At 55.9% G+C, this 22,164-nt stretch carries 18 protein-coding genes; 3 read left to right on the top strand and 15 right to left on the bottom strand.

The genetic code is table 11. From position 1 onward, the window contains the following. Positions 1–19: 19 nt before the first annotated feature. The 5 genes from Q1A48_RS02500 to Q1A48_RS02520 all read right to left on the bottom strand — a co-directional run bounded on the left by Q1A48_RS02500 (position 20) and on the right by Q1A48_RS02520 (position 6,219). Entirely contained in the window at positions 20–649 is a 630-nt protein-coding gene (locus tag Q1A48_RS02500; protein WP_299940729.1) for a LysE family translocator, read from the bottom strand. 8 nt (positions 650–657) lie between these two features. Then, the gene (locus Q1A48_RS02505) at positions 658–1,569 is read right to left on the bottom strand and encodes a DMT family transporter (protein WP_299940732.1); all 912 of its coding nucleotides are present in this window, start codon (positions 1,567–1,569) and stop codon (positions 658–660) included. A gap of 80 nt (positions 1,570–1,649) precedes the next feature. Then, a complete protein-coding gene (recJ, locus tag Q1A48_RS02510) occupies positions 1,650–3,377 on the bottom strand; it encodes a single-stranded-DNA-specific exonuclease RecJ (RefSeq protein WP_299940734.1) in 1,728 nt (575 codons plus the stop codon). A gap of 49 nt (positions 3,378–3,426) precedes the next feature. Further along, positions 3,427–4,827: a threonine synthase gene (gene thrC / locus Q1A48_RS02515; RefSeq protein WP_299940737.1), complete on the bottom strand. Its 1,401-nt coding sequence runs from the start codon at positions 4,825–4,827 to the stop codon at positions 3,427–3,429. A gap of 87 nt (positions 4,828–4,914) precedes the next feature. After that, a complete protein-coding gene (locus tag Q1A48_RS02520; protein WP_299940907.1) occupies positions 4,915–6,219 on the bottom strand; it encodes a homoserine dehydrogenase in 1,305 nt (434 codons plus the stop codon). Positions 6,220–6,623: 404 nt separating this feature from the next. On the opposite strand from Q1A48_RS02520, the gene Q1A48_RS02525 reads away from it, so the two are divergent. Both Q1A48_RS02525 and aspA read left to right on the top strand, forming a co-directional pair. After that, complete coding sequence (locus tag Q1A48_RS02525) at positions 6,624–7,640, top strand: type I asparaginase (protein ID WP_299940740.1); 1,017 nt, start codon at positions 6,624–6,626, stop codon at positions 7,638–7,640. Positions 7,641–7,800: 160 nt separating this feature from the next. Next, a complete protein-coding gene (gene aspA / locus Q1A48_RS02530) occupies positions 7,801–9,267 on the top strand; it encodes an aspartate ammonia-lyase (protein WP_299940743.1) in 1,467 nt (488 codons plus the stop codon). Positions 9,268–9,311: 44 nt separating this feature from the next. Here the strand turns inward: aspA and Q1A48_RS02535 are convergent, their stop codons facing one another. From Q1A48_RS02535 to Q1A48_RS02565, 7 genes are all read right to left on the bottom strand, one after another. After that, a complete protein-coding gene (locus tag Q1A48_RS02535; RefSeq protein ID WP_299940746.1) occupies positions 9,312–10,064 on the bottom strand; it encodes a DsbC family protein in 753 nt (250 codons plus the stop codon). 316 nt (positions 10,065–10,380) lie between these two features. Continuing rightward, positions 10,381–11,652, bottom strand: coding sequence for a patatin-like phospholipase family protein (locus Q1A48_RS02540; protein WP_299940749.1), 1,272 nt, complete (start codon positions 11,650–11,652; stop codon positions 10,381–10,383). A 309-nt stretch (positions 11,653–11,961) separates the two neighbouring features. Continuing rightward, positions 11,962–12,975 (bottom strand): YhdH/YhfP family quinone oxidoreductase, encoded by a 1,014-nt coding sequence (locus Q1A48_RS02545; protein WP_299940751.1) that lies wholly within the window; start codon positions 12,973–12,975, stop codon positions 11,962–11,964. A gap of 335 nt (positions 12,976–13,310) precedes the next feature. Further along, positions 13,311–14,462: a protease SohB gene (gene sohB / locus Q1A48_RS02550; RefSeq protein WP_299940754.1), complete on the bottom strand. Its 1,152-nt coding sequence runs from the start codon at positions 14,460–14,462 to the stop codon at positions 13,311–13,313. A 79-nt stretch (positions 14,463–14,541) separates the two neighbouring features. After that, positions 14,542–15,192 carry a cation/multidrug efflux pump gene (locus tag Q1A48_RS02555; RefSeq protein ID WP_299940756.1) on the bottom strand — a complete coding sequence of 217 codons (651 nt, stop codon included), beginning with the start codon at positions 15,190–15,192 and terminating at the stop codon, positions 14,542–14,544. A gap of 43 nt (positions 15,193–15,235) precedes the next feature. Continuing rightward, positions 15,236–16,051, bottom strand: a complete 816-nt coding sequence (nudC, locus tag Q1A48_RS02560; RefSeq protein WP_299940758.1) for an NAD(+) diphosphatase — start codon at positions 16,049–16,051, stop codon at positions 15,236–15,238. 13 nt (positions 16,052–16,064) lie between these two features. Beyond that, the gene (locus Q1A48_RS02565) at positions 16,065–17,762 is read right to left on the bottom strand and encodes a hypothetical protein (RefSeq protein ID WP_299940760.1); all 1,698 of its coding nucleotides are present in this window, start codon (positions 17,760–17,762) and stop codon (positions 16,065–16,067) included. Positions 17,763–18,148: 386 nt separating this feature from the next. Between Q1A48_RS02565 and nhaB the strand changes: the two genes are divergently transcribed. After that, entirely contained in the window at positions 18,149–19,684 is a 1,536-nt protein-coding gene (nhaB, locus tag Q1A48_RS02570; RefSeq protein WP_299940762.1) for a sodium/proton antiporter NhaB, read from the top strand. A gap of 282 nt (positions 19,685–19,966) precedes the next feature. Here the strand turns inward: nhaB and dnaQ are convergent, their stop codons facing one another. Genes dnaQ through Q1A48_RS02585 form a run of 3 tightly spaced genes read right to left on the bottom strand, consistent with a single transcriptional unit; the run spans position 19,967 to position 21,992 of the window. Continuing rightward, a complete protein-coding gene (dnaQ, locus tag Q1A48_RS02575) occupies positions 19,967–20,701 on the bottom strand; it encodes a DNA polymerase III subunit epsilon (RefSeq protein ID WP_299940765.1) in 735 nt (244 codons plus the stop codon). 13 nt (positions 20,702–20,714) lie between these two features. Beyond that, a complete protein-coding gene (rnhA, locus tag Q1A48_RS02580; RefSeq protein ID WP_299940767.1) occupies positions 20,715–21,152 on the bottom strand; it encodes a ribonuclease HI in 438 nt (145 codons plus the stop codon). A gap of 51 nt (positions 21,153–21,203) precedes the next feature. Then, complete coding sequence (locus Q1A48_RS02585; protein WP_299940769.1) at positions 21,204–21,992, bottom strand: class I SAM-dependent methyltransferase; 789 nt, start codon at positions 21,990–21,992, stop codon at positions 21,204–21,206. Between the last annotated feature and the right edge of the window lie 172 nt (positions 21,993–22,164).

Raw genomic sequence — 22,164 nt, forward strand, 5'->3', positions numbered from 1 at the left:
CAATCGGTGGCAGCCTGGCTCAGGATAACGCCAACCAGGCGCCCACCAGCAGCATCAGGGTACCAGAAACGCGGTTAATCAGGCGCACATTTTCAGTGCGCTCCAACAGTCGACTGAGCGCCTGACCACCCCCAGCGTAAATCAGTAAACACAGGGTTTCCAGCAGCAGTATGGTGGCAACCAACACCGAGAGTTGCGGCGCCAGTGGTTGGTTCTGGTTAATAAAGGGCGGCAACAGGGCTATGAAGAAAGCCCAACCTTTGGGGTTGGCTACGGCGGTGACAAACCCCTGCGTCATCAGCGCTTTCGCCGAAGGCCGCGCACGCGCGGCACTGTGCCCTACTTCATCGAGAATGGCCAGTTGCCCCCGGGAGTGCCACATTTGCACGCCCATCCAGGCGAGATAGGCCCCACCGCAATATTTAAACACCTGAAATACAGCCGGGTACTGCACTATCAGCACTGCAGCTCCAAGCACCGCGGCCAGGGCCACCAGGGCCACCCCCGCCAACTCGCCCGCCATCATCCAAAGGGTTTGACGCACCCCCACAGTAATGCCCAGACTGAGTGCTAACATCATGCACAATCCCGGGGTTAGCGAGACAAAGAAACTGGCGGGGGCGAAGAGTGCGAGTACAGACAGATCCATGGCATTGCCTAGTGATGGGTACCGCTGTGATTCCCGTAATGACTGACCAGCATGCCCGCTAACATCAAGCCACAACCGATCAGCTCGGAAGTGTTGAGCACTTCATTCAAAAACAGCCAACCCGCCCCCAGAGCGAATACCGCCTCCAGGCTCATGATCACCGTGGCGTGGGAAGGTGTCGCATAGCGCTGGGCCAGAAGTTGGAAGGTGAATGCCAATGCAGTGGAAAAAATCATCATATAGGCAATCGGCCAGGCCGCATCCACAGCCGACTGTATTGTTGCCTCCTCGCTGAGAAGCGATGCCAGCGCCGACAGCAGACCACACACCAGAAACTGGATACAGGCCAGACGCAGTGCATCGTAGCGCTTCACCAGGTGATCGGCAGACAGCACCTGGATGGCGAACACAAAGGCGCTGGCGAATACCATCAGGTCGCCAACCAACTGCGACGCCTCACTGAAATCCGCCAACCTGTAGAGGCCAAACAGGGCCAGGCCGATCCCCATCCAGGTCCATCGATTGGTCTTGTGCCCGAGAGACAGGCCGATCACCGGCACCAGCAACAGGTAGAAACCGGTAATAAATCCGGCGCGACCGGCAGTGGTATACAGTAGACTCACCTGCTGTAATGCCGCACCGAGAAACAACCAGAAACCGAGTACAGCGCCGCCGGGCAGACAGGCTGCCCAGCGGTGATTGACGTGCTTGCCGCCCACTTCACCGGGCTGGACCTCTCTGCGGGAGGACAACCAGTAGACAATCGGAATCAAAATCAGGCCGCCGAGGATAAAGCGCCAGGCATTGAACGCCAGCGGTTCTATATCCGCCATGGCGATTTTTTGTGGCACAAAAGCAACACCCCAAAACAGGGCCGCCAACAGCAGCAGGATTTCAGCCTGGACTTGTTTGCGCTTCACGGTTTCTACTTCCATTCACGTTTATGAATAACAGCTACGAACAGACTCCATACATCTCGTAACTCTCGAAAAAGGTGACCCTATACCACCTCCAATAGGTTCACCATCAACTGCAGAGACTCCCGCCCGCGAAATTCGTTGACGTCCAATTTAAACGCCATGCGCACTCTCCGCGTGGCCTGGGGCCACTGGCTGGTATCCACATTAAAAGCGATGGCATCGAGCGCCAGTTGTGGCGCCTGTGGTGGAGCCACCACCATCTTCAGGTGACGCTCACCGACAATGCGCTGCTGCAATAACAGGAACTCGCCATCGAAAACCGGCTCGGGGAAAGCCTGTCCCCAGGGTGCGCAGGCACGCAACAGTGATGCAGTCTGCAAGTTATAATCCTGAATAGTCAGCTCGCCATCGGAATCAATCACAGCCTGCAGGTGGTTTTCATTGAGCCTGTTGCGCACCACCCGCTCAAATGCGGTGCGAAAGGCATCGAGATTTTCTGCCGGCAGACTCAACCCCGCAGCCATGGCATGACCACCGAATTTGCTGATCAGTGCGGGATTGACTGCAGCCACATCGCTCAGGGCATCGCGGATATGCAGACCGGGAATAGAGCGCGCGGAGCCCTTCACCAGGCCATTGTCGCCTTCGGCAAAGGCGATCACCGGGCGGTGAAACTTTTCCTTGACTCGGCTGGCAAGAATACCCACCACACCCTGGTGCCAGCTGGCATCGTACAGGCACAGACTCCAGGGGATATCCCCTTCCAGACGCAGCGCCTCCAGTGCCGCCAGGGCCTCCCGCTGCATGCCCTGCTCAATCGCCTTGCGATCCCGGTTGAGTCTATCCAGCTCTCCCGCCAACTCGCGGGCCTCGCCCGGGTCCCGGGTCAGGAGACAGCGAATACCGGTGCCGATATCATCCAGACGCCCGGCCGCATTGATACGCGGCCCCAGGATAAACCCGATGTCAGTAGTGGAAAGCCGGCGCTGATCGCGCCCAGCTACTTCCAGCAGCGCGACAATGCCGGGGCGACAGCGACCGGAGCGGATTCGCGCGATACCCTGGTGCACCAGGATACGGTTGTTGTGATCCAGCGGCACCAGGTCCGCCACAGTACCGAGCGCCACCAGGTCGAGGTATTCGGCCATATTCGGCGGGGCGATACCGCTCTGCTCGAACCAGCCACACGCCTGCAGGGCGCTGCGCAGGCGACTGAGCAGATAGAAAATCACTCCGACGCCGGCCAGGTTTTTACTGGGAAAATCGCAACCCGGCTGGTTCGGATTGACGATGGCATCGGCTTCCGGCAGCTCGCTACCCGGCAGATGGTGATCGGTCACTATGACCGTTATACCCGCCGCCTTGGCCGCCGCCACCCCGTCGATACTGCTGATACCGTTGTCCACGGTAATCAGCATATCCGGGGCATAGTCTTTGGCCACCTCGACAATTTCCGGGGTCAGACCGTAACCAAAATCGAAGCGGTTGGGCACCAGAAACTCCACACCCTGCGCGCCCATGGCACCGAGCGCGAGCATCGCGACCGTGCAACTGGTGGCCCCATCGGCATCGAAGTCCCCCACAATCACAATCTTCTGCTGGGCCCGGACGGCCTCCATCAGCAGTGTCACGGCGACATTCAGGCCGCGCATTGTCTCGGGTTTCTGTAATCTGGAGAGGCTGTGATCCAGGGCCTCTTCGCTGGCGATGCCGCGACCGAGCAGTACTCTCTGCAGGATTTTCGGTGTACCAGAAGCAAAACGGCCAGTGGAAAAATCCACTGGCCGGCGCTGAATTTTTGTACTCATTGTTTCTCAGCTACATTCAAATCCAGCAAACAGGGCCGGAGTCCGGTGACTAATTCCCGCCGGACAGCATGGCCGCCATATAGCCCTGCACCTGGGACAGGTTGTTGGGCAGCACCTCGAGTCGCTCCTCGCGCTGCCACAGGTCCTGCATATGGGCCGGCAGGGGAATTGCGGTTTGTGGCAGCGCCTGCGCCACCGCATCGGGGAATTTTGCCGGGTGCGCGGTGGATAAGCAAACCATGGGCTGTTCGGCGGAGTGACGCACCCGCCGCGCAGCCTCGACACCGATTGCAGTGTGGGGATCGAGCAGGTACCCACTGGCCGCAAACTGCTCGCGGATCACCGCCATTGTGCGCGCATCGTCGACCCGATGGCTGGAAAACACCTGCCGCGCTCGTGCCAGGGCCTGCTCACTCAAATGCAGAGGGGCACTGCGATCCGCCAGCAGCGCCGCCACAGTGGCGCCATCGTGCGCGTACAGATCGAACAGCAAACGCTCAAAATTGCTCGACACCATGATATCCATACTGGGTGACAAACTGTGTACCAGCGGCTTGAGTGTGTGGTCATTACCACTGAGGCAGCGGTGCAGAATATCGTTGGCATTTGTGGCGATCACCAGTTGATCAATAGGCAGTCCCATCTGTCGCGCCAGGTAGCCCGCAAAAATATCGCCGAAATTCCCGGTGGGCACGGAAAAATTCACCGTTGTGTGCGGCGCGCCCAGGCGCAGTGCCGCATAAAAGTAGTAAACGATCTGCGCCATAATGCGCGCCCAGTTGATGGAGTTCACCGCGACCAGGCGGCGTCCGTCGGGCAGGAAGGACTGGCTGGCAAAGCTGGACTTCACCATGTTCTGGCAATCGTCGAAATTGCCCTCCAGGGCAATATTGAACACATTGTCCGACAGTACCGTGGTCATCTGTCGGCGCTGCACTTCGGAAACCCGGTTGTGGGGGTGCAGGATAAAAATATCGATATTGTCGCAGTGACGGCAGCCCTCAATCGCCGCCGAGCCGGTATCCCCCGAGGTGGCCCCCATCACCACCACGCGCTCACCGCGCTTCTTTAGCAGATAGTCGAACAGCTGACCGAGGAACTGCAGGGCAAAATCCTTGAAGGCCAGTGTCGGACCGTGGAAAAGCTCCAGTATCCACTCATTGGTATCCGTCTGCACCAGCGGCGCTACCGCTCGGTGACGAAACGGCCGGTAAGCGCGCCCGATGATCTCCCGCAGCACTCGGTCACTGAGATCCCCGCTCACAAAAGGCTGGACAATACGAAATGCCAACTGTTGATAGTCCAACATCGCCATAGCGGCAATATCTGCGCGGGAAAACTGCGGCAACGCTTCGGGCATATAGAGACCGCCGTCAGTGGCGAGGCCCGTGAGCACGGTATCAACAAAAGAAAGCGACGGCGCGCGGCCGCGGGTGCTGACATATTTCACAATCGTATTTAGCCCCAGAAGCTAGCGGGAATTACACAACACATGCCATCCTCAAGGGCTGGCGTGACTTGGCCATACTAGCCGGGATCAGCCGAGACTTTCCACACGGATTCGCACCACCTCTCCATGGACGGTATCCAGGGCCTGAATCTGTGCGACCGCCCCACACAGGCTGGCCTCCCTGGCGCGACTGGTAAGAATGACCACGGGCACAAGCCGTTCTCCCTCTTCCGGTTCATGCTGGATCAAGGCTTCGATACTGATGCCCCAGTCACTGCAGATGGTAGCGAGTTCCGACATGACACCGGGCTTGTCGTACGCGGAAATCCGCAGGTAGTAGCTGGTGACCACCTCTTCGGGTGGCAATACCCGGGTACCTGCCTGTGCTGTGAGCGCAACACCGGCCGCCGGCACCCGCTGGTCCGGCCTGACTTCAAGCGCGCGCGCCACATCCACAATATCGGCAATCACTGCAGAGGCCGTCGCTTCGCCACCCGCACCGGCACCGTAATAGAGGGTGGGCCCAACCGCATCGCCACTCACCAGGACGGCATTCATAACACCGTTCACATTGGCGATGAGCCGGCGCTGCGGAATCAGGGTCGGGTGCACCCGCAGCTCCACCCCCTGACCCCTGCGCCGGGCGATCCCCAGATGCTTGATGCGATAACCCAATTCATCCGCGTAGCGAATATCTTCCCTGGAAATCCGGCTGATGCCCTCGGTATAGACCTTGTCAAAAGTCAGCGGCATGGCAAATGCCAGGGAGGCCATAATGACCAGTTTATGCGCAGCGTCTATACCCTCAACATCAAAGGTGGGGTCTGCTTCCGCGTAGCCCAGGGCCTGTGCCTGGCCCAAGGCCTCGGTAAAACTGCGCCCTTTTTCGCGCATTTCGGTGAGGATATAGTTGCCGGTACCATTGATAATTCCAGCGATCCACTGAACCCGGTTGCCCACAAGGCCCTCGCGCAGGGACTTGATAATGGGTACCCCCCCCGCCACAGCGGCCTCATAGGCGATCGTCACCCCTTTTCGGGCAGCAAGCGCAAACAGCGCATCGCCGTGCTCAGCAATCAGTGCCTTGTTGGCGGTGACGACATGCTTGCCATTATCAATCGCAGTCAATACCAGTTCCCGCGCCACGCCTGTGCCGCCAATCAGCTCCACCAGAATATCCACGTCGGGATTGTTGGCAACGGCAAAGATATCCGGGGTGATTTTCAGCCGGCTGGTATCACAATCGGGGTTATTGCGGCGCGCACCGACCTGTTCAACGATCACCGCACGTCCACAGCGTGCGGCGATCTCTTCCCCATTGCGCGCCAGGACATTGATGGTAGCCCCCCCCACAGTGCCCAGACCGCACACGCCGATACGCACCGCGCGCAGGGGCTTCCCCGCAATCTCTTGGCCTCCCGCCTGTGCAGCTTTTTCAACTGTTGCGCTCACAAATTTCCTCCCGTGCTCACGATCCCGACACACTGCAATCACACCCCAAATACCCTGTCAGCGGTCGGTGCAATAAATGCCACTAAAACCTACAGAATATCGTCCACCTTACCGAGCGAAAAGAGAAAAAGTCAATAAAATTGCGTGTCCATACAGCCGGACAGGGGGAGGGCCTGCCGAGATTTTTATCATTTTAAAACCCCTCTTGAAACAGGTACCATCCTCTGCAGATGCTATAAAAGCATCTCCTGGCACCAGATACCAACAACCAGCGAAATTGCATCCACCGCGCCTGTTTCTGAAAATGGGCGCACCTGGCATGAAACCCTGATAGCGGCCGAGTGATGAAGAAAACCCTTATCCTGTATACTGGCGGAACCCTGGGAATGCGCCGCAGCGCCTCCGGTTATGTGCCCGATGCCGACTTGGGGAGCGCATTGCAACGCCTCCTGGAGGACGCCGTTGACAGGCTCCCGCGCTATCATTTTCAAACCCTCGAACCGCTGCTGGACAGCGCCGATATGCAACCGCAGGACTGGTACCGCATCGCTACCCAAATATGCGACAACTATAGCCAGTATACCGGTTTTGTCGTGCTGCACGGCACGGATACCATGGCCTACACCGCTTCCGCATTGTCTTTTGCCCTGCAGGGGCTGGACAAGCCGGTATTGGTAACCGGCTCACAAATTCCCCTGAGGGAGATGCGCAGCGATGCCTACAACAATCTGATCGCGGCCCTGTTGCTGAGCGGTTCGGAAGATATCAAGGAAGTCTGCCTCTACTTCAGCGGCAAATTACTGCGTGGCAACCGCGCTGTAAAAGTGAGTGCCGGCTCACTGGATGCTTTCGCCAGCCCCAACTATCCCAGCTTGGGAGAGGTGGGTATTCAGGTCAACGTTGACCCCAATGTGCTATTGAACCCCGGCGACAGCCCGCAATTTCAAATGCCCGAGTTTGCCGATGGCGGCGTGGCTCTTGTGAAATTGTTTCCGGGTATCTCTCCCTTTTTCCTCAGTAAAATTCTCGAGTATCACCCCCGCGGGCTGGTGATCGAAACCTACGGGACTGGCAATGCCCCGACTAATAACGCCGCCTTTACCGCGCAACTGGAAAAGGCGGCAGAAGCCGGCATTATTTGTGTGGCTGTTTCCCAATGCCTGGAAAACCAGGTGGATCTGGGCAAGTATGCGACGGGCTCCGCCCTGCTGCGCAGCGGTGTTGTCAGTGGTCTGGATATGACCAGCATCGCCTGCTATGCGAAACTCAATCACCTGTTGGCCATGCACTACAGCGCAGCTGAAATCAAGGTGCTAGTGGGAACCTCACTGTGTGGGGAGTGCACTCCCCTGCACCGCTAAATCGGCAGCGGACTTTTCTGGTGGGCGACAATTGTATCCCATACCACACAATCCTCCGGCCTGTTTGGTTGTCAGGTTTTAAAATAACCCTCCTATTTATGCATCTTTTATACATCTATGAACATGTCCGTGTGCAATCGCAGAAAAGACAGGAAGCCGCATGAAAAATAATTTCCACACCCTAAAATCCACACCCATATTTAGCACTGACAGCGAGATGCGCCGGGAGCGGGATTTACTGGGGGAGCGCAATGTACCTGCCGATGTGTACTTCGGCATTCAGACCCTGCGCGCACTGGAAAACTTCCAGATCACCGGGATCACCCTCAACCACTTCCCCTGCCTGGTCAAAGCTCTGGCGATGGTCAAAAAAGCGGCCGCTCTGGCCAATGGTACATTGGGCTACCTGGAGCCCGCTGTGCAAGATGCCATTGCCGGAGCCTGCGATGAGATTATCGAAGGCAAGCTGCATGACCAGTTTCTGGTGGACATGATTCAGGGCGGCGCGGGCACCTCCACCAATATGAATGCCAATGAAGTCGTCGCCAATCGCGCCCTGGAATTGCTCGGCCATCAAAAGGGCACATACAAAGTGGTCCACCCCAACAACCACGTCAACCTGTCGCAGTCTACCAACGATGTCTATCCCACCTCTATCAATTTGGCCATATTGCTCAGCTACAACGGTCTGGTGCAGTCCATGGAAGCGCTCTGTATTGAGTTCGATAAGAAGGCCGAGGCTTTCACCCGAATCATAAAGATGGGGCGTACCCAACTGCAGGATGCCGTTCCCATGACACTGGGACAAGAGTTCGCCGCCTTTGCCGCCACCATTCGCGAAGATGTTGCCAGAGTCAAAGAACTGGTAACACTCTTTAAGGAAATCAATATGGGCGGCACCGCAATAGGCACGGGTATCAATACCGATCCGCGCTATCGCCAGCTTGTCGTCAAGGCGCTATCGGACATATCCTCGATCGACTTTGTTTGTGCGGAGAACCTGGTTGAAGCCACTTCCGACACCGGTGCCTTTGTCATATTTTCTGGCGTGATGAAACGTATCGCGGTAAAAATTTCAAAAATCTGTAACGACCTGCGCCTACTGTCCAGCGGTCCCCGCGCCGGCCTGAACGAAATAAACCTGCCACCCATGCAGCCCGGCTCGTCGATTATGCCCGGCAAAGTGAACCCGGTGATCCCCGAAGTGGTCAACCAGGTGGCCTATCAGGTCATCGGCAACGACCTGACCATCACCATGGCAGCGGAATCCGGCCAGCTACAACTGAATGTGATGGAACCTGTGATCGCCTTCAATCTGCTCCAGTCGATACGCCTGATGACACAGGCCATGCATACCCTCGCCCAGCGCTGTGTCAGCGACATTAGCGCAAATGAGGAGCACTGCCGGCAGATGGTGGAAAACAGTATCGGCCTGATCACGGCCGTCAATCCGTTTATCGGTTATGAAAATGCCACTCGTATCGCCAGGCAGGCACTGATGACCGGCGCGAGCGTCAAGCAGCTGATTCTTGAAGAAGGGTTGCTCAGTGAAGAGGAACTCAGTGATATCCTCGCACCGGAGAAAATGACCCAGCCGAGAAAGGTATCCTCTACAAGCCAGGCCTGAGTGAGACTGCCGACAGCCCCAAGGCTGTCGGCGCTTTAGACAATCTAGATACCCATCTCTTTCACCAAAGTTGCCGGGGGCAGGTAACCGGGCGCCACTCTGCCATCTTCCAACACGATAGTGGGTGTACCGCGCACACCAAAGGTCTCGTTACCCAGTTTGAATTGCGCCGCAACCGGATTGTCTTTGCACACATTCAGGGGCACATTTTCGCGATTTTTCAACGCCGTCAGGGTTTTGTTACTATCATCCGCACACCAGGCTGTGGCCAGCTTGCGGTAACCCAGAGATTGCAGGCCCGCGCGGGGAAAGGCCAGGTATCGCACTTCAATGCCGCGCCTGTTCAGCTCGGGCATATCCTGGTGCAGCTTGCGGCAGTAACCACAATCCACATCGGTAAAGACATAGATACGCGCCTTTGTCTTCCCTTTCGGCGAAAAGACGATCATATCCTCGACGTTTTGGGCACCCAGGGCTTCTACCCGGTGGGAAGCTCTGCGCGCCTCGGATAGATTGGTGAACTCTCCGTCACTTTTCACCTGAATCAAGTCCCCACCAAAAATGAAATGACTGCCATCTGCGGTGACAAACAGGCTGTTGTTGTTACCATCAACAACTTCATAAAGGCCTTTGATTGGGCTCTCGCGCACTTCACCGTAAGAGGACATGGGATTGCCAGCCTGGAGACGAGCCTTGATGGTTTTTGCAACCTCCGCATCTACCTCTGCCAGGGCTGCGGACCCCAGCAGGCTGAGCAGCGCACCAGCGAGGGCCAGTGGCTTCTTGATAAGCATCATTACCGATTGCTCCTTACATTCTCAATGGGCTTCGACTCACAGGTCGGCATTCAGTTCCAGCCAGTATGGCAGCTCTCTAGCACAACCGGCCTAGATGACGCTTTTTTAACATATTCAAGCGCAGGGAACCACGCTCAGGTACACCCGTTGTGCGGTGGGCAGAACAATTTTGCGACAGGGCAGCCACAAGCTTCCCCAAGCCCGATGGATTTCCTGTCTGGTAGGTTGATACAACCCCATCGTGCTGCCTGTGGACAGAGGGCCCACCCCGGTCGTCGCCGGCGTCCCTCAGAAGCACTGCCGGGGCATGCCACCGTCACGGGTCAACAGGCCCGGAGCCGCTATCAGAGGCCTCTTCAGAGGTCCTCCCACGGACCCCAAACAACCCTTTTCGCTCCTCTGGCGCCTCAGGCAAAGGTTGCAGGAAATGGCGCAGCTTATCCTTCTCCCACATGGCATCCTGATATCCAAGTTCAATCAACTCTTCGATGTAGGGTTTTTCAAAAAGCAGATAACTGGCCGCAGAAACGCCCCCGCCAGCATTTGTTGCGCCGGTGGAGCGGAATAACCAACGCAGCGCGGAAGGCAAGTATCGAAGCTTTCGGCCACTCAGTCGACCGAGACTTTGCGAGGGTTCTATCACCACTGACTCAACCGGACGCAGGGGCGCCAACTGGGTATAGTGCTCCTTATCAACAGAACCCAGCAGTGTGTTTACCCGGTCCAGGTGTTCCAAGTCCCCCTCCAGGCTATCAATAAATGCGGCATTGAACAATTGAGCGACTATTTGCGCCATCGAGGGGGAGTGCTGCTGGACACTGCTGCGGCGACTGCCCCAGTGTACTGGTGAGCGATTGTCTGATACGCCGACGATGAATACGCGCCCAGCGCCAAGGTGTAACGCGGAGCTGATCGGCGCCATCTGACGGATAGCACCATCGCAAAAATAAACATCGTCAATTTTCACTGCGGGGAAGATTGCGGGAATAGCAGCCGATGCCAACAGGTGGTCTGTTGTCAGCCGGGTTGGGATCCCAAAGCGTCGAAAACGCTGCCAGCCCTCTACCCCTTCTGCGGCTTGAAAAAAGCTGACAGATTCGCCTTCGCTGTAGGAGAGGGCATTCACACAAGCCGCGTGCAAGTGACCAGCATCAATATTTTTTTGGATATTCCCAAGGGCAATCTCCTCCTCAAGCAATTTGCGCAATGGCGTGTTGTCGAGGAGTGCCAGAGGCTTCTGCCGCCCCACGCCTTGGTTAAACAGCGAGCGGCTGATCGAAATCAAATTACCCAGTAGACTGTGCCAACTGGTTCGGTAAACCCGCTCCACACATAAATCCATCCAAAGCGCACACATTGAGTCAACCGCCTCTTTGAATGACCCTTGGTGGGAAGCGAGCATCATCGCATTCATGGCGCCAGCAGAGGTTCCACAAATGATTTTAAATGGCCTTGGGTTATCCTCGGGCACGAGTTCTGCCAGAGCTTTGAGCACCCCGGCCTGGTAAGCTGCGCGGGCGCCCCCACCGGAAAGTACCAGTGCACTGTTCTGACCGGGAGATATTGATTCGCTGTTACCTTTAGACAATGGACTCTTCCGGGAAAAACAGGCTGCAAGCAGCAATACCTGCTACAGGGCTATTGAAAAAAAAACGCACAGACAAACACCGTCTTTAACTTTGGTTGTTGTACCTCTTGCGCCAAACAGATCCCTGGGGCAGTACGGTGCAGCCAAGAACTCCAGCCAGCCGGTACAGCGCCTTGAAATACAAACAGCTCTGCGTTGTTTCAGCGGCGCCGGTAGATCAGCTCGTGATAGAGGCATTCTGCCACCGGGAAATAATCAATACGAGACTCAGAGAGCGTATAGTATATTCCAAAACATTCCGTCGCCTCGTTAGAGAGCCATATCCACAACATAGCGACCAATGCCATGTCCCCTGTGAAGACGCGCCAGATATTCCGGCACCTGCGCCAAAGAAATATCTTCGGCAATACGATTCAACTGGTCACCGATATACCATTGGTCCGCGAACAAGTGCCAGACATCGGCCTTCTTCTCAATAGGCAACGCTACACTGTCCACACCGAGAAGGCTGATACCGCGCCGGATAAATGGAAAAACGCTGGCATGAAACTGGGCACCGGAGACCATACCGCAGGCGGCGACGCCGCCGCCATAAGCCAGGGACTTGATAACATTAAAGAGGGTCTCCCCGCCCACTGTATCCACCGCCCAAGCCCAAGCTGGCTTTGTCATGGCTTTGCTGGCAAATGGGGCCAAAGCCTCTCGATCAATGACCTTCCAGGCACCCAGTGTGGCAAGAAAGTCAGCCGACTCCAGCTTACCGGTCACGGCGGCGACCCGAAAACCGAGCTTGGCCAGAAGCGCAACAGCAATTGACCCTACCCCGCCTGTGGCCCCAGTCACCAACACTTCACCATCCGGCGGAGTGGCACCGGAGTCGAGAAGCTTCTCCACACACAGTGCAGCAGTTAAACCCGCTGTGCCCAGAGCCATAGCCTCTCTGGTATTCAGCCCCTGTGGCAAAGCCAAGGCCCAGCCCAGGGGGATCGCGATCCGTTCAGCTAGGCCTCCGGGTGTATGCATCCCCAGGCCGTAGCCGGTTACCAATAGCTCATCCCCAGGGGTAAAGGTACCACTGTGGTCTACAACCACTTTGCCGATAGCATCTATTCCAGGCGTATGGGGATATTCGCAGCCAAAGCTACTGTTGCCAAATGCACAAAGCGCATCTTTGTAGTTCAGCGAAGAGTGGGAAACCGCCAAAATCAGAGGGTTGTCCGGTAGGTCAGAAAGATGCCGCTGGACCAGCAACTGGTCAAATTTACCAGCCGCAACTTCCTCGATCTGAATGGCCCTGAACACCGCATCTGCGCTATTTTCCATGTACCGGTCTCCATACCTTCTCTATTTTATGCCCAAAAAGCACCCTTCCGGGACAGGCTGAGCAAAAATCCCGGGAGGCTCGAAAACGGCATCTGTGCCTTATCGGTCTGTAAGACGGGCGTCTTCTTTTCTGTCACCCCATGCGCAGCCAGCAATCAGACATGTCTTCCAGGACTCCCGTCTTTGAAATACTGCCGCACACTTGTAGCGTCACTAGTGGTTCAAGGATTCACACCCGGCAGCATCCTCCGATCACACGTATCAGGCAACTTGCCTGGTGACCGGAATGAAGATTGAACAATCCGTGTGCCATCCCCTCCGGCGCCATGCACGTTCTACTGCGCTTGATGACGCCATGCGGCCAATTTGGAAAAAAGGCGGGTCAGTGCAGACTCCATTCCTGCCTCCGCTGCCAATCCCATTTTCTTGGCAAAGTTTTTCTTCTCCTTGTACTCCACTTGATAGAGGTCGGCACTCTCGGCACAGTGGGTCAGGTATTCGTCAGAGGTTTTCAACGCATCCACAAGCCCCAGGGAGAGGGCATTCTGACCAAACCAGACTTCACCGGTAGCCACCTTGGTAATATCCAGTTTCGGGCGATATTCGCTCACGAAATGCTGAAACAGCACATGAATATCCTCCAGATCGCTCTGAAATTTCTCCCGTCCTTCCGGGGTATTCTCCCCAAACATGGTTACCGTGCGCTTGTATTCACCCGCAGTAAACAGCTCGAAATCCACATCGTGGCGCTTGAGCAGCCGGTTAAAGTTGGGAAGCTGAGCCAGCACACCAATAGAACCCAGCATTGCAAATGGCGCCGCAAGGATACGGTCGGCCACACAAGCCATCATATAACCACCGCTGGCGGCCACCTTGTCCACTGCGACAGTGAGCTGTATCCCCGCACTGCGCACCCGTGCCAGCTGGCTTGCCGCGAGACCGTAATTGGCCACCATTCCGCCGGGGCTCTCCAGACAGAGCAGGACTTCATCACCGGATTCTGCCACCTGCAAAATCGCCGTGACCTCTTCGCGTAACCGGGAGAGCGCACTCGCTTTGATATCTCCACTAAAGTGCGTGACAAATATGCGTCTGCGCTCACAGGCTAATTCGGAAGAGGCTTTCTGTCCGCCCAGTGAATCCATTTCAGATTTCTCAGACACCACTTTGTCAGTATCCGCCTTATCCGCAGCCTTCTTTTTGGATTCAGCCTTGTGCTTTTTGGCCAGGGCTTTTTCCTGGGCTTTTTTCTCTTTGATAATTTGTTTTTTACGCCGGGAAAACTCGTGCTTTTCCATGACCGCTTCGAGCAGCGTTTCTTTAAACTGCTCATAGCGGTCATTCAAATGAGTAACACTGATATGTCCTTGAAGGCGCTCCCTAAGCTGCTCCCGGTTGGCAAAGACAAAGCCAATTAACACCATGAGGGCCACAATAACAGTGATGATTTTTGCCAGAAACAGGCCGTATTCAATTAGAAATTCCACTTAAGCTCCAGGTTGCTGCTTTGCGATTGAGAGGTGTATGGGCCGGCAATCAACATTACCGGGTCAGCAGCGCTTCATTCTACTGCCAATGATCCAGCGCAGAAACTGCCCGCTGGTTCAGCGGCCGCGCAAGCAGTCCGCTATGACTGATGCGAACATCAAACACCGCGCCATCCTCCATGGGTAGAAAGGTTGCGCTTCCATAGACCGCATCGACAAATGGAAGGCGGTTGTTCAGGCCACGTACAAAGTGCCACACATCGATCCCATAATGACTGCCGCTGATCTGGTGTACCGAACGCGCCTGGGTCCGCTCATCCCGCAGGGTCAGATAGCGGCCACTGAGGCGGTCCAGCCGGTAGGCCGGCTGTACACCCCAGCGGGCCAGGGAGTCCTGCCATTTCAGCACACGCGCATCCAGTTGCCACTGGTCTCCATGGAGTTCAAACGTTTGCGCAATACCATCCGCATCGGAAAATTTGACTTCAAACTGCTGCTCCGCAATTTTCCGAAACGATACCGTGCCGACGCTGTGTTCCCGCGCAAGATTGCGGTAACTGAACACATCGGCTGCCACCAACATAGTCCCCAGGGCCAACCCCAAAAAGGACAATCCAACCAAACCCCGGATAAACCCCGGCAGCCAACGACCACTGAGCAATACCCGCCCACCCCAAAATACCAGCAGCAATGCCAATATGATGGTAAAGAGGGCCAGTGCAATAGACATATTTGTCAACTCCTTGTATTCCATCCAGCACCGCTTCGGGAATCTAGGGGTGCTCCCCGACAGCTACCTGCTTTGTAAAAGTGCGGATCAGCTGCCCAGACAGGGTTTGTTCCGGTGGTATGCCCGGCAGTGATCGATAGTGAAACCACTGTGCCTCCTCTATCTCCCTGGGGTCGGGGCAGACTTTCCCCCCCGCCCACTCGGCCAGATAGCCCAGCATCAACTGCCCGGGAAATGGCCAGGGCTGGCTGCCGGCATAGTGCATATTGCCCACCTCGAGTCCCACTTCCTCGCGGACTCCACGCACCAGCGCCTGCTCGGCACTTTCCCCCGGCTCGATAAATCCCGCCAGTGCCGTGTAAGTACTATTGTGCCGATTGGCATGGCGAGCGAGCAAACATTGATCACCGCGGGTAACGAGCATAATGACACAGGGACTAATGCGCGGATACATTGTCAGCTGACAGTTTGGGCAAGTCCGCGCACGCTCACTTGGATGATACTGGGTAGCCTTGCCACAGCGGCCACAATAGCGATGGTCTCGATCCCAGTGCGCGACTTGCAGGGCGCGTCCGGCCAGCGCAAAAAGCGGTTCTTCCGCAGATGTCAGCAAACTGCGCAGATTGCGCCAGTCGTACCCGCTAATCTTCAGCTGACTGGGCAACACATGCACACCACAGCTGCGCCCCCCCAACTCACCCAGATAGTGACTCGAAATGACCGCCCCGGCCAGGCACAGATCGGTTGTGTGAACAAAACGGTTGCCACAACACAGTATCAATCCCTCCGCAACGACAATACACCGGGAAAATTCCGGCACTGCCCACACATTGGCCGCGGGCGCAAAGGTTTCAACCAAAAAAATCTCCTGTTTATGCCGCCTCAACGGGATAGCCAAGTGCTGCCAGACTCTCAACTGCGAGATTCAATGACTGGGCATCAGCTTGGCGGTGCAGTTTTACCTCGTTGAGATAATACTCGAGACTGATAATGGCATCCGCAAAAGTATCCAGCAGTTGCTCAACATCCGGGGGGGCACTGTGCCGGTCGACCACGGTTTCAACAAAGTTGAGCAGGCCCTCCACAACCCCAGCCGCGCGTCTGAGGTTGAGCACTATCAGCCCGCCGCGCACAGCGTTGAGTGTGGTGGACACATTGCGGATATGGCCGTGATCGAAGTCCGAACCGGCATAAGCGGCGAGCGCCCGCTTGATCAGCGCGAGCCCCGCCTCAGCCTCTTTCAGCACGGCAACCTCGGCCTCGGCCAGCTGACTGTGCTCGAAGGCAATATCCGCGTGGCCGTATTCATCCAGATCAATAGAGCCACTCTGCTTCAGGGCACGCACCGTGTTATCTACCATTAGTACCTGGCCGGTCAACTTTTGCAGGGCAGAATACGCAACCGAACCGCCGGCACCCGCGGCACTCTGGTATTCAGCTAAGGCGGTGCGCAAGCTTTCACCCACGCGCTTGAAGTTGAGCAGTTGCAGGGTTCCCGCGACTCTTTGCAAGGTGACGGCCAGGCCATTATTCTCGTCGACTGTGGAATCACCAATCACTTCAATATCATCCAGCATCCTGCGCACACCGGAAAGTTCTTCATCCAGGGCACTGGCCACCGCTGAAATCGCGGTGGCGGCCGGGCCGCCCAGGCTCACACGCTCCCGCTCAAGCTCCTCTTCTGTGTATTCAAGCGGTTCTGTTGCAAAGGCTTTAAGAAGCTTTGCACCGCTACCCTCAGGCTTCGAGAGTGCGAGCCAGTAAATACATTCTTTCAACAGAATCGGGGGCGCGGGTTGGTCCAGGGCGGTGTCGGACTCTTTTTGCAGGGCGCGCAACCAGCGGTCGAACAAACTGAACACCATCACCCGGGAACGGCTAAAACGCATTTCGCGGGCCGCCATACCGGTGAGAGCCGCCCCTGCCACCAGCCACAAGCGCCCGTTGGGGCGCCCCATGGTAATACTCGCAATGCGTTCCAGTGCGCGGGCCATCATAGTATAAGCCGGGCCGCGGGGCTTGCCGCGCAACAGCGCCAGTAAACCAACCTGGTACATATGGCGAAACCGGCGTACAAAGCTGCGTAAGTCCTCCGACATTACCGCCGAGGTATCCATACCCGGTACTGGCGCATTCACCTTGCAGCGAAAGAAATGACTTTCGGGCACAGGAGGCTGCGAGCGCGCCGCACGCAATTGATTAATATAAGGAATCAGTAGCTCCTGCCGGGCTATAGCACGATTCTGTACAAAGTCGAGATACCGATTCAGAACATAGAAACCGGTACCCAGGGCTTCCATCAACTCCTCGTTGGCCTGTCGGCGCCCTTCGAGAACCTCCGACAGGGCGGTAATTTGCTCCTGAGCCAGCAGCTCCCCGGCGCGCAGCTGTACCATCTGCAGCACACCGCTCACCTGTTTAAGGTCGGCAAGACACTGCTCCAGTGGCAACTTCCGGGTGGTATCTGCTACAAATTTGTCCAGGTGGGAAGCGGCGTTATCAAGCGCAACAGCCAGTTCCTCTTTGACCACATTGACAGAAGTGATATTGATCGTATGCAATTCAGTCATTGCCACACCGCTGAATTTTTCCTGTAACCGAATAAAAAACCACCAAACCACACAGGATTTGGCTTGGTAAAAAGCAATTTATACCAATAGCAGAAAGAGTCCACCTTTCCACAGACAATTTCCATCGAATGCTCGACAAATCCTCCGACACGACCGCGTCCCGTCTAAATAACTTGAATTTTCCCGCAAACCCGTTAGCGTTTGCTACTTTCCAGTTTGCCGCGGTACGTCTATCCTTGCGTTTATGTGCAAAAAGTGACCAATTCGTGCGGTTTGAATGCAGGGCGTGTGAACGACGTGGCTGAGGTCTCGCCCCTTGCTACGCGGGCAAAATACCCAGCACTCCAATTTTTCTCATACCCATGGGTTTACCAGGGAAGCCATTGATGAACACATACAACAATACACTCACCGCCTCCGGCAACGGGTTTGGCCGGGCTTTTGCCAGTAACTTTCTCGGTGAAGCGCCGGACTGGTACAAGCTGACCATCGCCCTCTTTCTTCTTTTAAACCCCCTGGTGCTCTATGTCAGCGGCCCCTTTATCACCGGTTGGGTACTGATTGGCGAATTTATTTTTACCCTGGCCATGGCCCTGAAATGCTATCCATTGCAGCCGGGGGGGCTGCTCGCCATCGAGGCAGTCCTGATGGGGATGACCACCACCGATGCGGTTTATAACGAGGTGATAGAAAACATCGAGGTGATTCTCCTGCTGATGTTTATGGTGGCCGGCATTTATTTTATGAAAAGCCTGCTGCTGTTTGTTTTCACCAAGATCTTAATCCATGTGAAATCAAAGACAATCCTGTCGTTGCTATTTTGTGCAGTGTCTGCGGTGCTGTCTGCGTTTCTCGATGCCCTGACGGTCACTGCGGTTTTAATCGCGGTAGCAGTCGGATTCTACGCAGTCTATCACAGGGTCGCATCCCAACAGCCACACCATCACCACGACCACGACCACTCCAATGACGAACACGTAGTCGAGTATCACCGGGAGGATCTCGACCAGTTCCGCGCATACCTGCGCAGCCTGATTATGCACGGTGCCGTGGGTACGGCCCTGGGGGGAGTATGCACCCTGGTGGGCGAGCCCCAGAATCTGCTGATCGCAGAGAAAGCTGGCTGGGAGTTTGTGCAGTTTTTCCTGAAAATGGCACCGATCACTATTCCCACTTTTTTTGCCGGATTAATGACCTGTGTTCTTCTGGAAAAAACCAAGCGGTTTGGATACGGTGCCCAGTTGCCTCAGGCCGTGCGGGAGGTGATAGTGCAATTCTCCCAGGAAGAGGAAAAAAAACGCACCTCTTTTCAGGTGGCTGAACTCTGGGCACAAGGTAGCGTGGCGGTATTGCTGGTGCTGGCACTGGCGTTTCACGTAGCCGAGGTCGGCATTATCGGCCTGATGATTATCGTGCTCCTAACCTCGTTTAACGGCATTGTGCAAGAGGCGCGTATCGGCCACGCGTTTGAGGAAGCACTGCCTTTTACCGCCCTCTTGGTGGTCTTTTTTGCCATCGTGGCAGTTATTCACCAGCAACACCTGTTCGAGCCCGTAACGCATTTTGTCCTATCGCAGAAACCCGAACAACAGCCTGCATTGCTGTTTCTTGCCAACGGCCTGCTGTCAATGATCAGTGACAATGTTTTCGTGGCAACGGTATACATCAACGAAGTGAAAGCGGCCCTTACGGCAGGCGATATCACCCGAGAGCACTTTGACAAACTGACTATCGCCATCAACACAGGCACCAACCTACCCAGTGTCGCGACCCCCAACGGCCAGGCGGCATTCCTGTTCCTTCTGACATCCGCTCTGGCGCCACTAATCCGGCTTTCCTATGGCCGCATGGTATTGATGGCGCTGCCCTACACCATTGTACTCAGCACTGTGGCACTGCTTGCTGTGATATACGTTCTCTAACAGGCTGTTGAAATTCGAAGAATTTCGACGCCTGGTACCGAGATATGGATATTTCGGCAAAATCGGCGAAGCCTAAGTCGTTGATTTTGGAAGAAAAGTGAAAATCACATTTTTCGCTTTTCGTGTTTTGAAAAAGGCAGGATGCCTTTTTCAACAACCTGCTAAGAGAAGGCTTGAGTGGAGGAGAATCGGATTAAGTACGGGCAGTGGGCTTGCTGCCCGTAGTGAGGGGGATAAAAGAACATCGGCGATCACAGGGAGGCCCTTTCATCAGCCTCCCATTTACCAGAAGTGTTTGCCGGCAGCCTTTTGCAACAACGCCAGCATGGCTTGGTGGGCCTCAACCTCCTGAGCCGTAGCCTGGACCACGGAAAGTGACACCCGATCCCGCGGTAACCTGCGGATGGCAGGGGAAGGCGCATCGCTCTGCCCCCGCTTCCTTTCTTCGGCATCGGGGTTGCGGGCATCGCCCCCCTGGGCCAGAACCAGGTCCGTCTGGCCGCCGGTCATCAGTAGGTAAACATCGGCGAGAATCTCTGCATCCAGCAGAGCACCGTGCAGATCCCGTTGGGAGTTATCGACAAAATAGCGTTTGCACAATGCATCCAGATTATTTTTCTGGCCAGGATGCTTTTCCCGGGCCAACGCCAGAGTATCCAGTACACTGCAGTGAGCACTCACATTCTGCCAGCGCGGGTTGCCCAGCAGAGCCAGTTCGGCGTCAATAAACCCTACATCAAAGGGTGCGTTATGAATAACCAGTTGGGCGCCTTCACAAAAACCCATAAACTCATCGGCAACCTGTGCAAAGACTGGTTTGTCCACGAGAAACTCATTGGTGATCCCGTGGACTTCAACAGCCCCATCATCCACCCGCCGCTGCGGGTTGATATATTGATGGTAGTGACGCCCTGTAAGTTTGCGGTTAACCAACTCCACGCAGCCAATCTCAATGATTCGATGACCGCTTTTGGGATCAAGACCAGTAGTTTCGGTATCCAGGACAACCTGACGCATTTCCTATTCCTTATCAGGATTTCAGTTTATCGGCACCGCGATTGGCCAACTGGTCCGCCCGCTCATTACCGGGATGACCTGCATGGCCTTTCACCCAGTGCCACCGCACTTGGTGCCGGGACACCCGTGCATCCAACTGCTGCCAGAGATCGGCATTCTTGACAGGCTTCTTACTGGCGGTTTTCCAGCCGTTTTTCTTCCAGTTGTTGATCCAGTCGGTAATGCCCTGGCGCAAATATTGGGAGTCGGTATGAAGATCGACCTTACAGGGTTGTTTCAACGCCTCTAGAGCCTTGATTGCAGCCAGTAACTCCATTCGATTATTGGTCGTATGGGCATCTCCGCCAAACAGCTCTTTTTCCCGCTCCCCATAAACCAGCAGCGCACCCCAGCCACCAGGCCCCGGATTACCGCGACAGGCACCATCGGTATAGATCGTAATTTGTTTCAAAATCAATGCCAAAACAGGAATGCGACCGAGTTGCAGGGCAATCCCGCAAGCTCAGTGCTTTTGATGTTTTCCTCGCGCCGCGACGCGGGGGCTTGTCGGTGTCGCCGCCAGTGTGGGCTTTCGTTTTGTATGCCAGTTCATCTTTATAGTGCGCACACGGGCCACTTCTCTGCGCGCGACTATGATGTAAAAGCCGCCCCAAGGCAAGCGCCAACGGGAGCCCAGATGTTCCATCCAGGCCGTTTTGTCAAGGAGGTCACGCTGCTGAAGGGGGAGCCGAAAAAAGCCCCTTTCGACCCGCTCTGCCTGCAGATCGAGCAAATTCATCCAGTCGGCCACCCGCGCCGCACGCAACCGATTACCCTGCTGATAAGCCCCGCGGGAGAACAACAGGCGGGACAGACCCAACAGAGAGAAAGGGTTAAAACCCATTAGCAGCATGCGTCCACCGGGTATCAATACCCGAGCGGCTTCGCGCAGTACCTGGTGGGGATGATGAGAGAAGTCCAGCAGGTGGTGCAGTAGAACTATATCAATGGATTCTGAGGGAAGGGGCAACTGCTCAAACTCCACCAGGGCGGCGCCGGACTGCTCCGGGCAAGTAGCCAGACGAAAGCGGTGATTGATGCGGCTGCATGCAGCAAAATCCACTGCATCAGTGACACCCGCCTGCATCAGATGGTAGCCGAACAGCCCCTCCACCAGTGGCTGCGTCAGAGCCAGCTGCTGGGACAGGATTTCCTGCCCCAGCGCACTGGAAAACCAGTGGGACAGCGCTGGGCAGCTATTGGCCAGTGACGCCAACTCCGACTGGCTGCGCGGCCTCGATTCCTCTGTCATTGAGCCTCCTTTTGAACCTCGACAGGACCTGCGCTTGTGCCACTCCCGCTGCCGATCCCACTACCCAATCGGGCACCATTGAGTGTAACCCTTAGACTATTCTCGATCATCTGGTAACAACATATTCATTTTCATCCCCTACCGGTGTCTTAATTGTGCGCCAATCCCTATC

Origin of the sequence: uncultured Microbulbifer sp., from assembly GCF_947489355.1 — a bacterium.
GTDB lineage: Bacteria > Pseudomonadota > Gammaproteobacteria > Pseudomonadales > Cellvibrionaceae > Microbulbifer.

Bases quoted from the DNA above. Each gene is read 5' to 3' on its own strand.
- Q1A48_RS02500 (WP_299940729.1), bottom strand. From the start codon at position 649: ATGGATCTGTCTGTACTCGCACTCTTCGCCCCCGCCAGTTTCTTTGTC.
- recJ (WP_299940734.1), bottom strand. From the start codon at position 3,377: ATGAGTACAAAAATTCAGCGCCGGCCAGTGGATTTTTCCACTGGCCGT.
- Q1A48_RS02525 (WP_299940740.1), top strand. From the start codon at position 6,624: ATGAAGAAAACCCTTATCCTGTATACTGGCGGAACCCTGGGAATGCGC.
- aspA (WP_299940743.1), top strand. From the start codon at position 7,801: ATGAAAAATAATTTCCACACCCTAAAATCCACACCCATATTTAGCACT.
- Q1A48_RS02535 (WP_299940746.1), bottom strand. From the start codon at position 10,064: ATGATGCTTATCAAGAAGCCACTGGCCCTCGCTGGTGCGCTGCTCAGC.
- Q1A48_RS02545 (WP_299940751.1), bottom strand. From the start codon at position 12,975: ATGGAAAATAGCGCAGATGCGGTGTTCAGGGCCATTCAGATCGAGGAA.
- Q1A48_RS02555 (WP_299940756.1), bottom strand. From the start codon at position 15,192: ATGTCTATTGCACTGGCCCTCTTTACCATCATATTGGCATTGCTGCTG.
- Q1A48_RS02565 (WP_299940760.1), bottom strand. From the start codon at position 17,762: ATGACTGAATTGCATACGATCAATATCACTTCTGTCAATGTGGTCAAA.
- nhaB (WP_299940762.1), top strand. From the start codon at position 18,149: ATGAACACATACAACAATACACTCACCGCCTCCGGCAACGGGTTTGGC.
- dnaQ (WP_299940765.1), bottom strand. From the start codon at position 20,701: ATGCGTCAGGTTGTCCTGGATACCGAAACTACTGGTCTTGATCCCAAA.
- Q1A48_RS02585 (WP_299940769.1), bottom strand. From the start codon at position 21,992: ATGACAGAGGAATCGAGGCCGCGCAGCCAGTCGGAGTTGGCGTCACTG.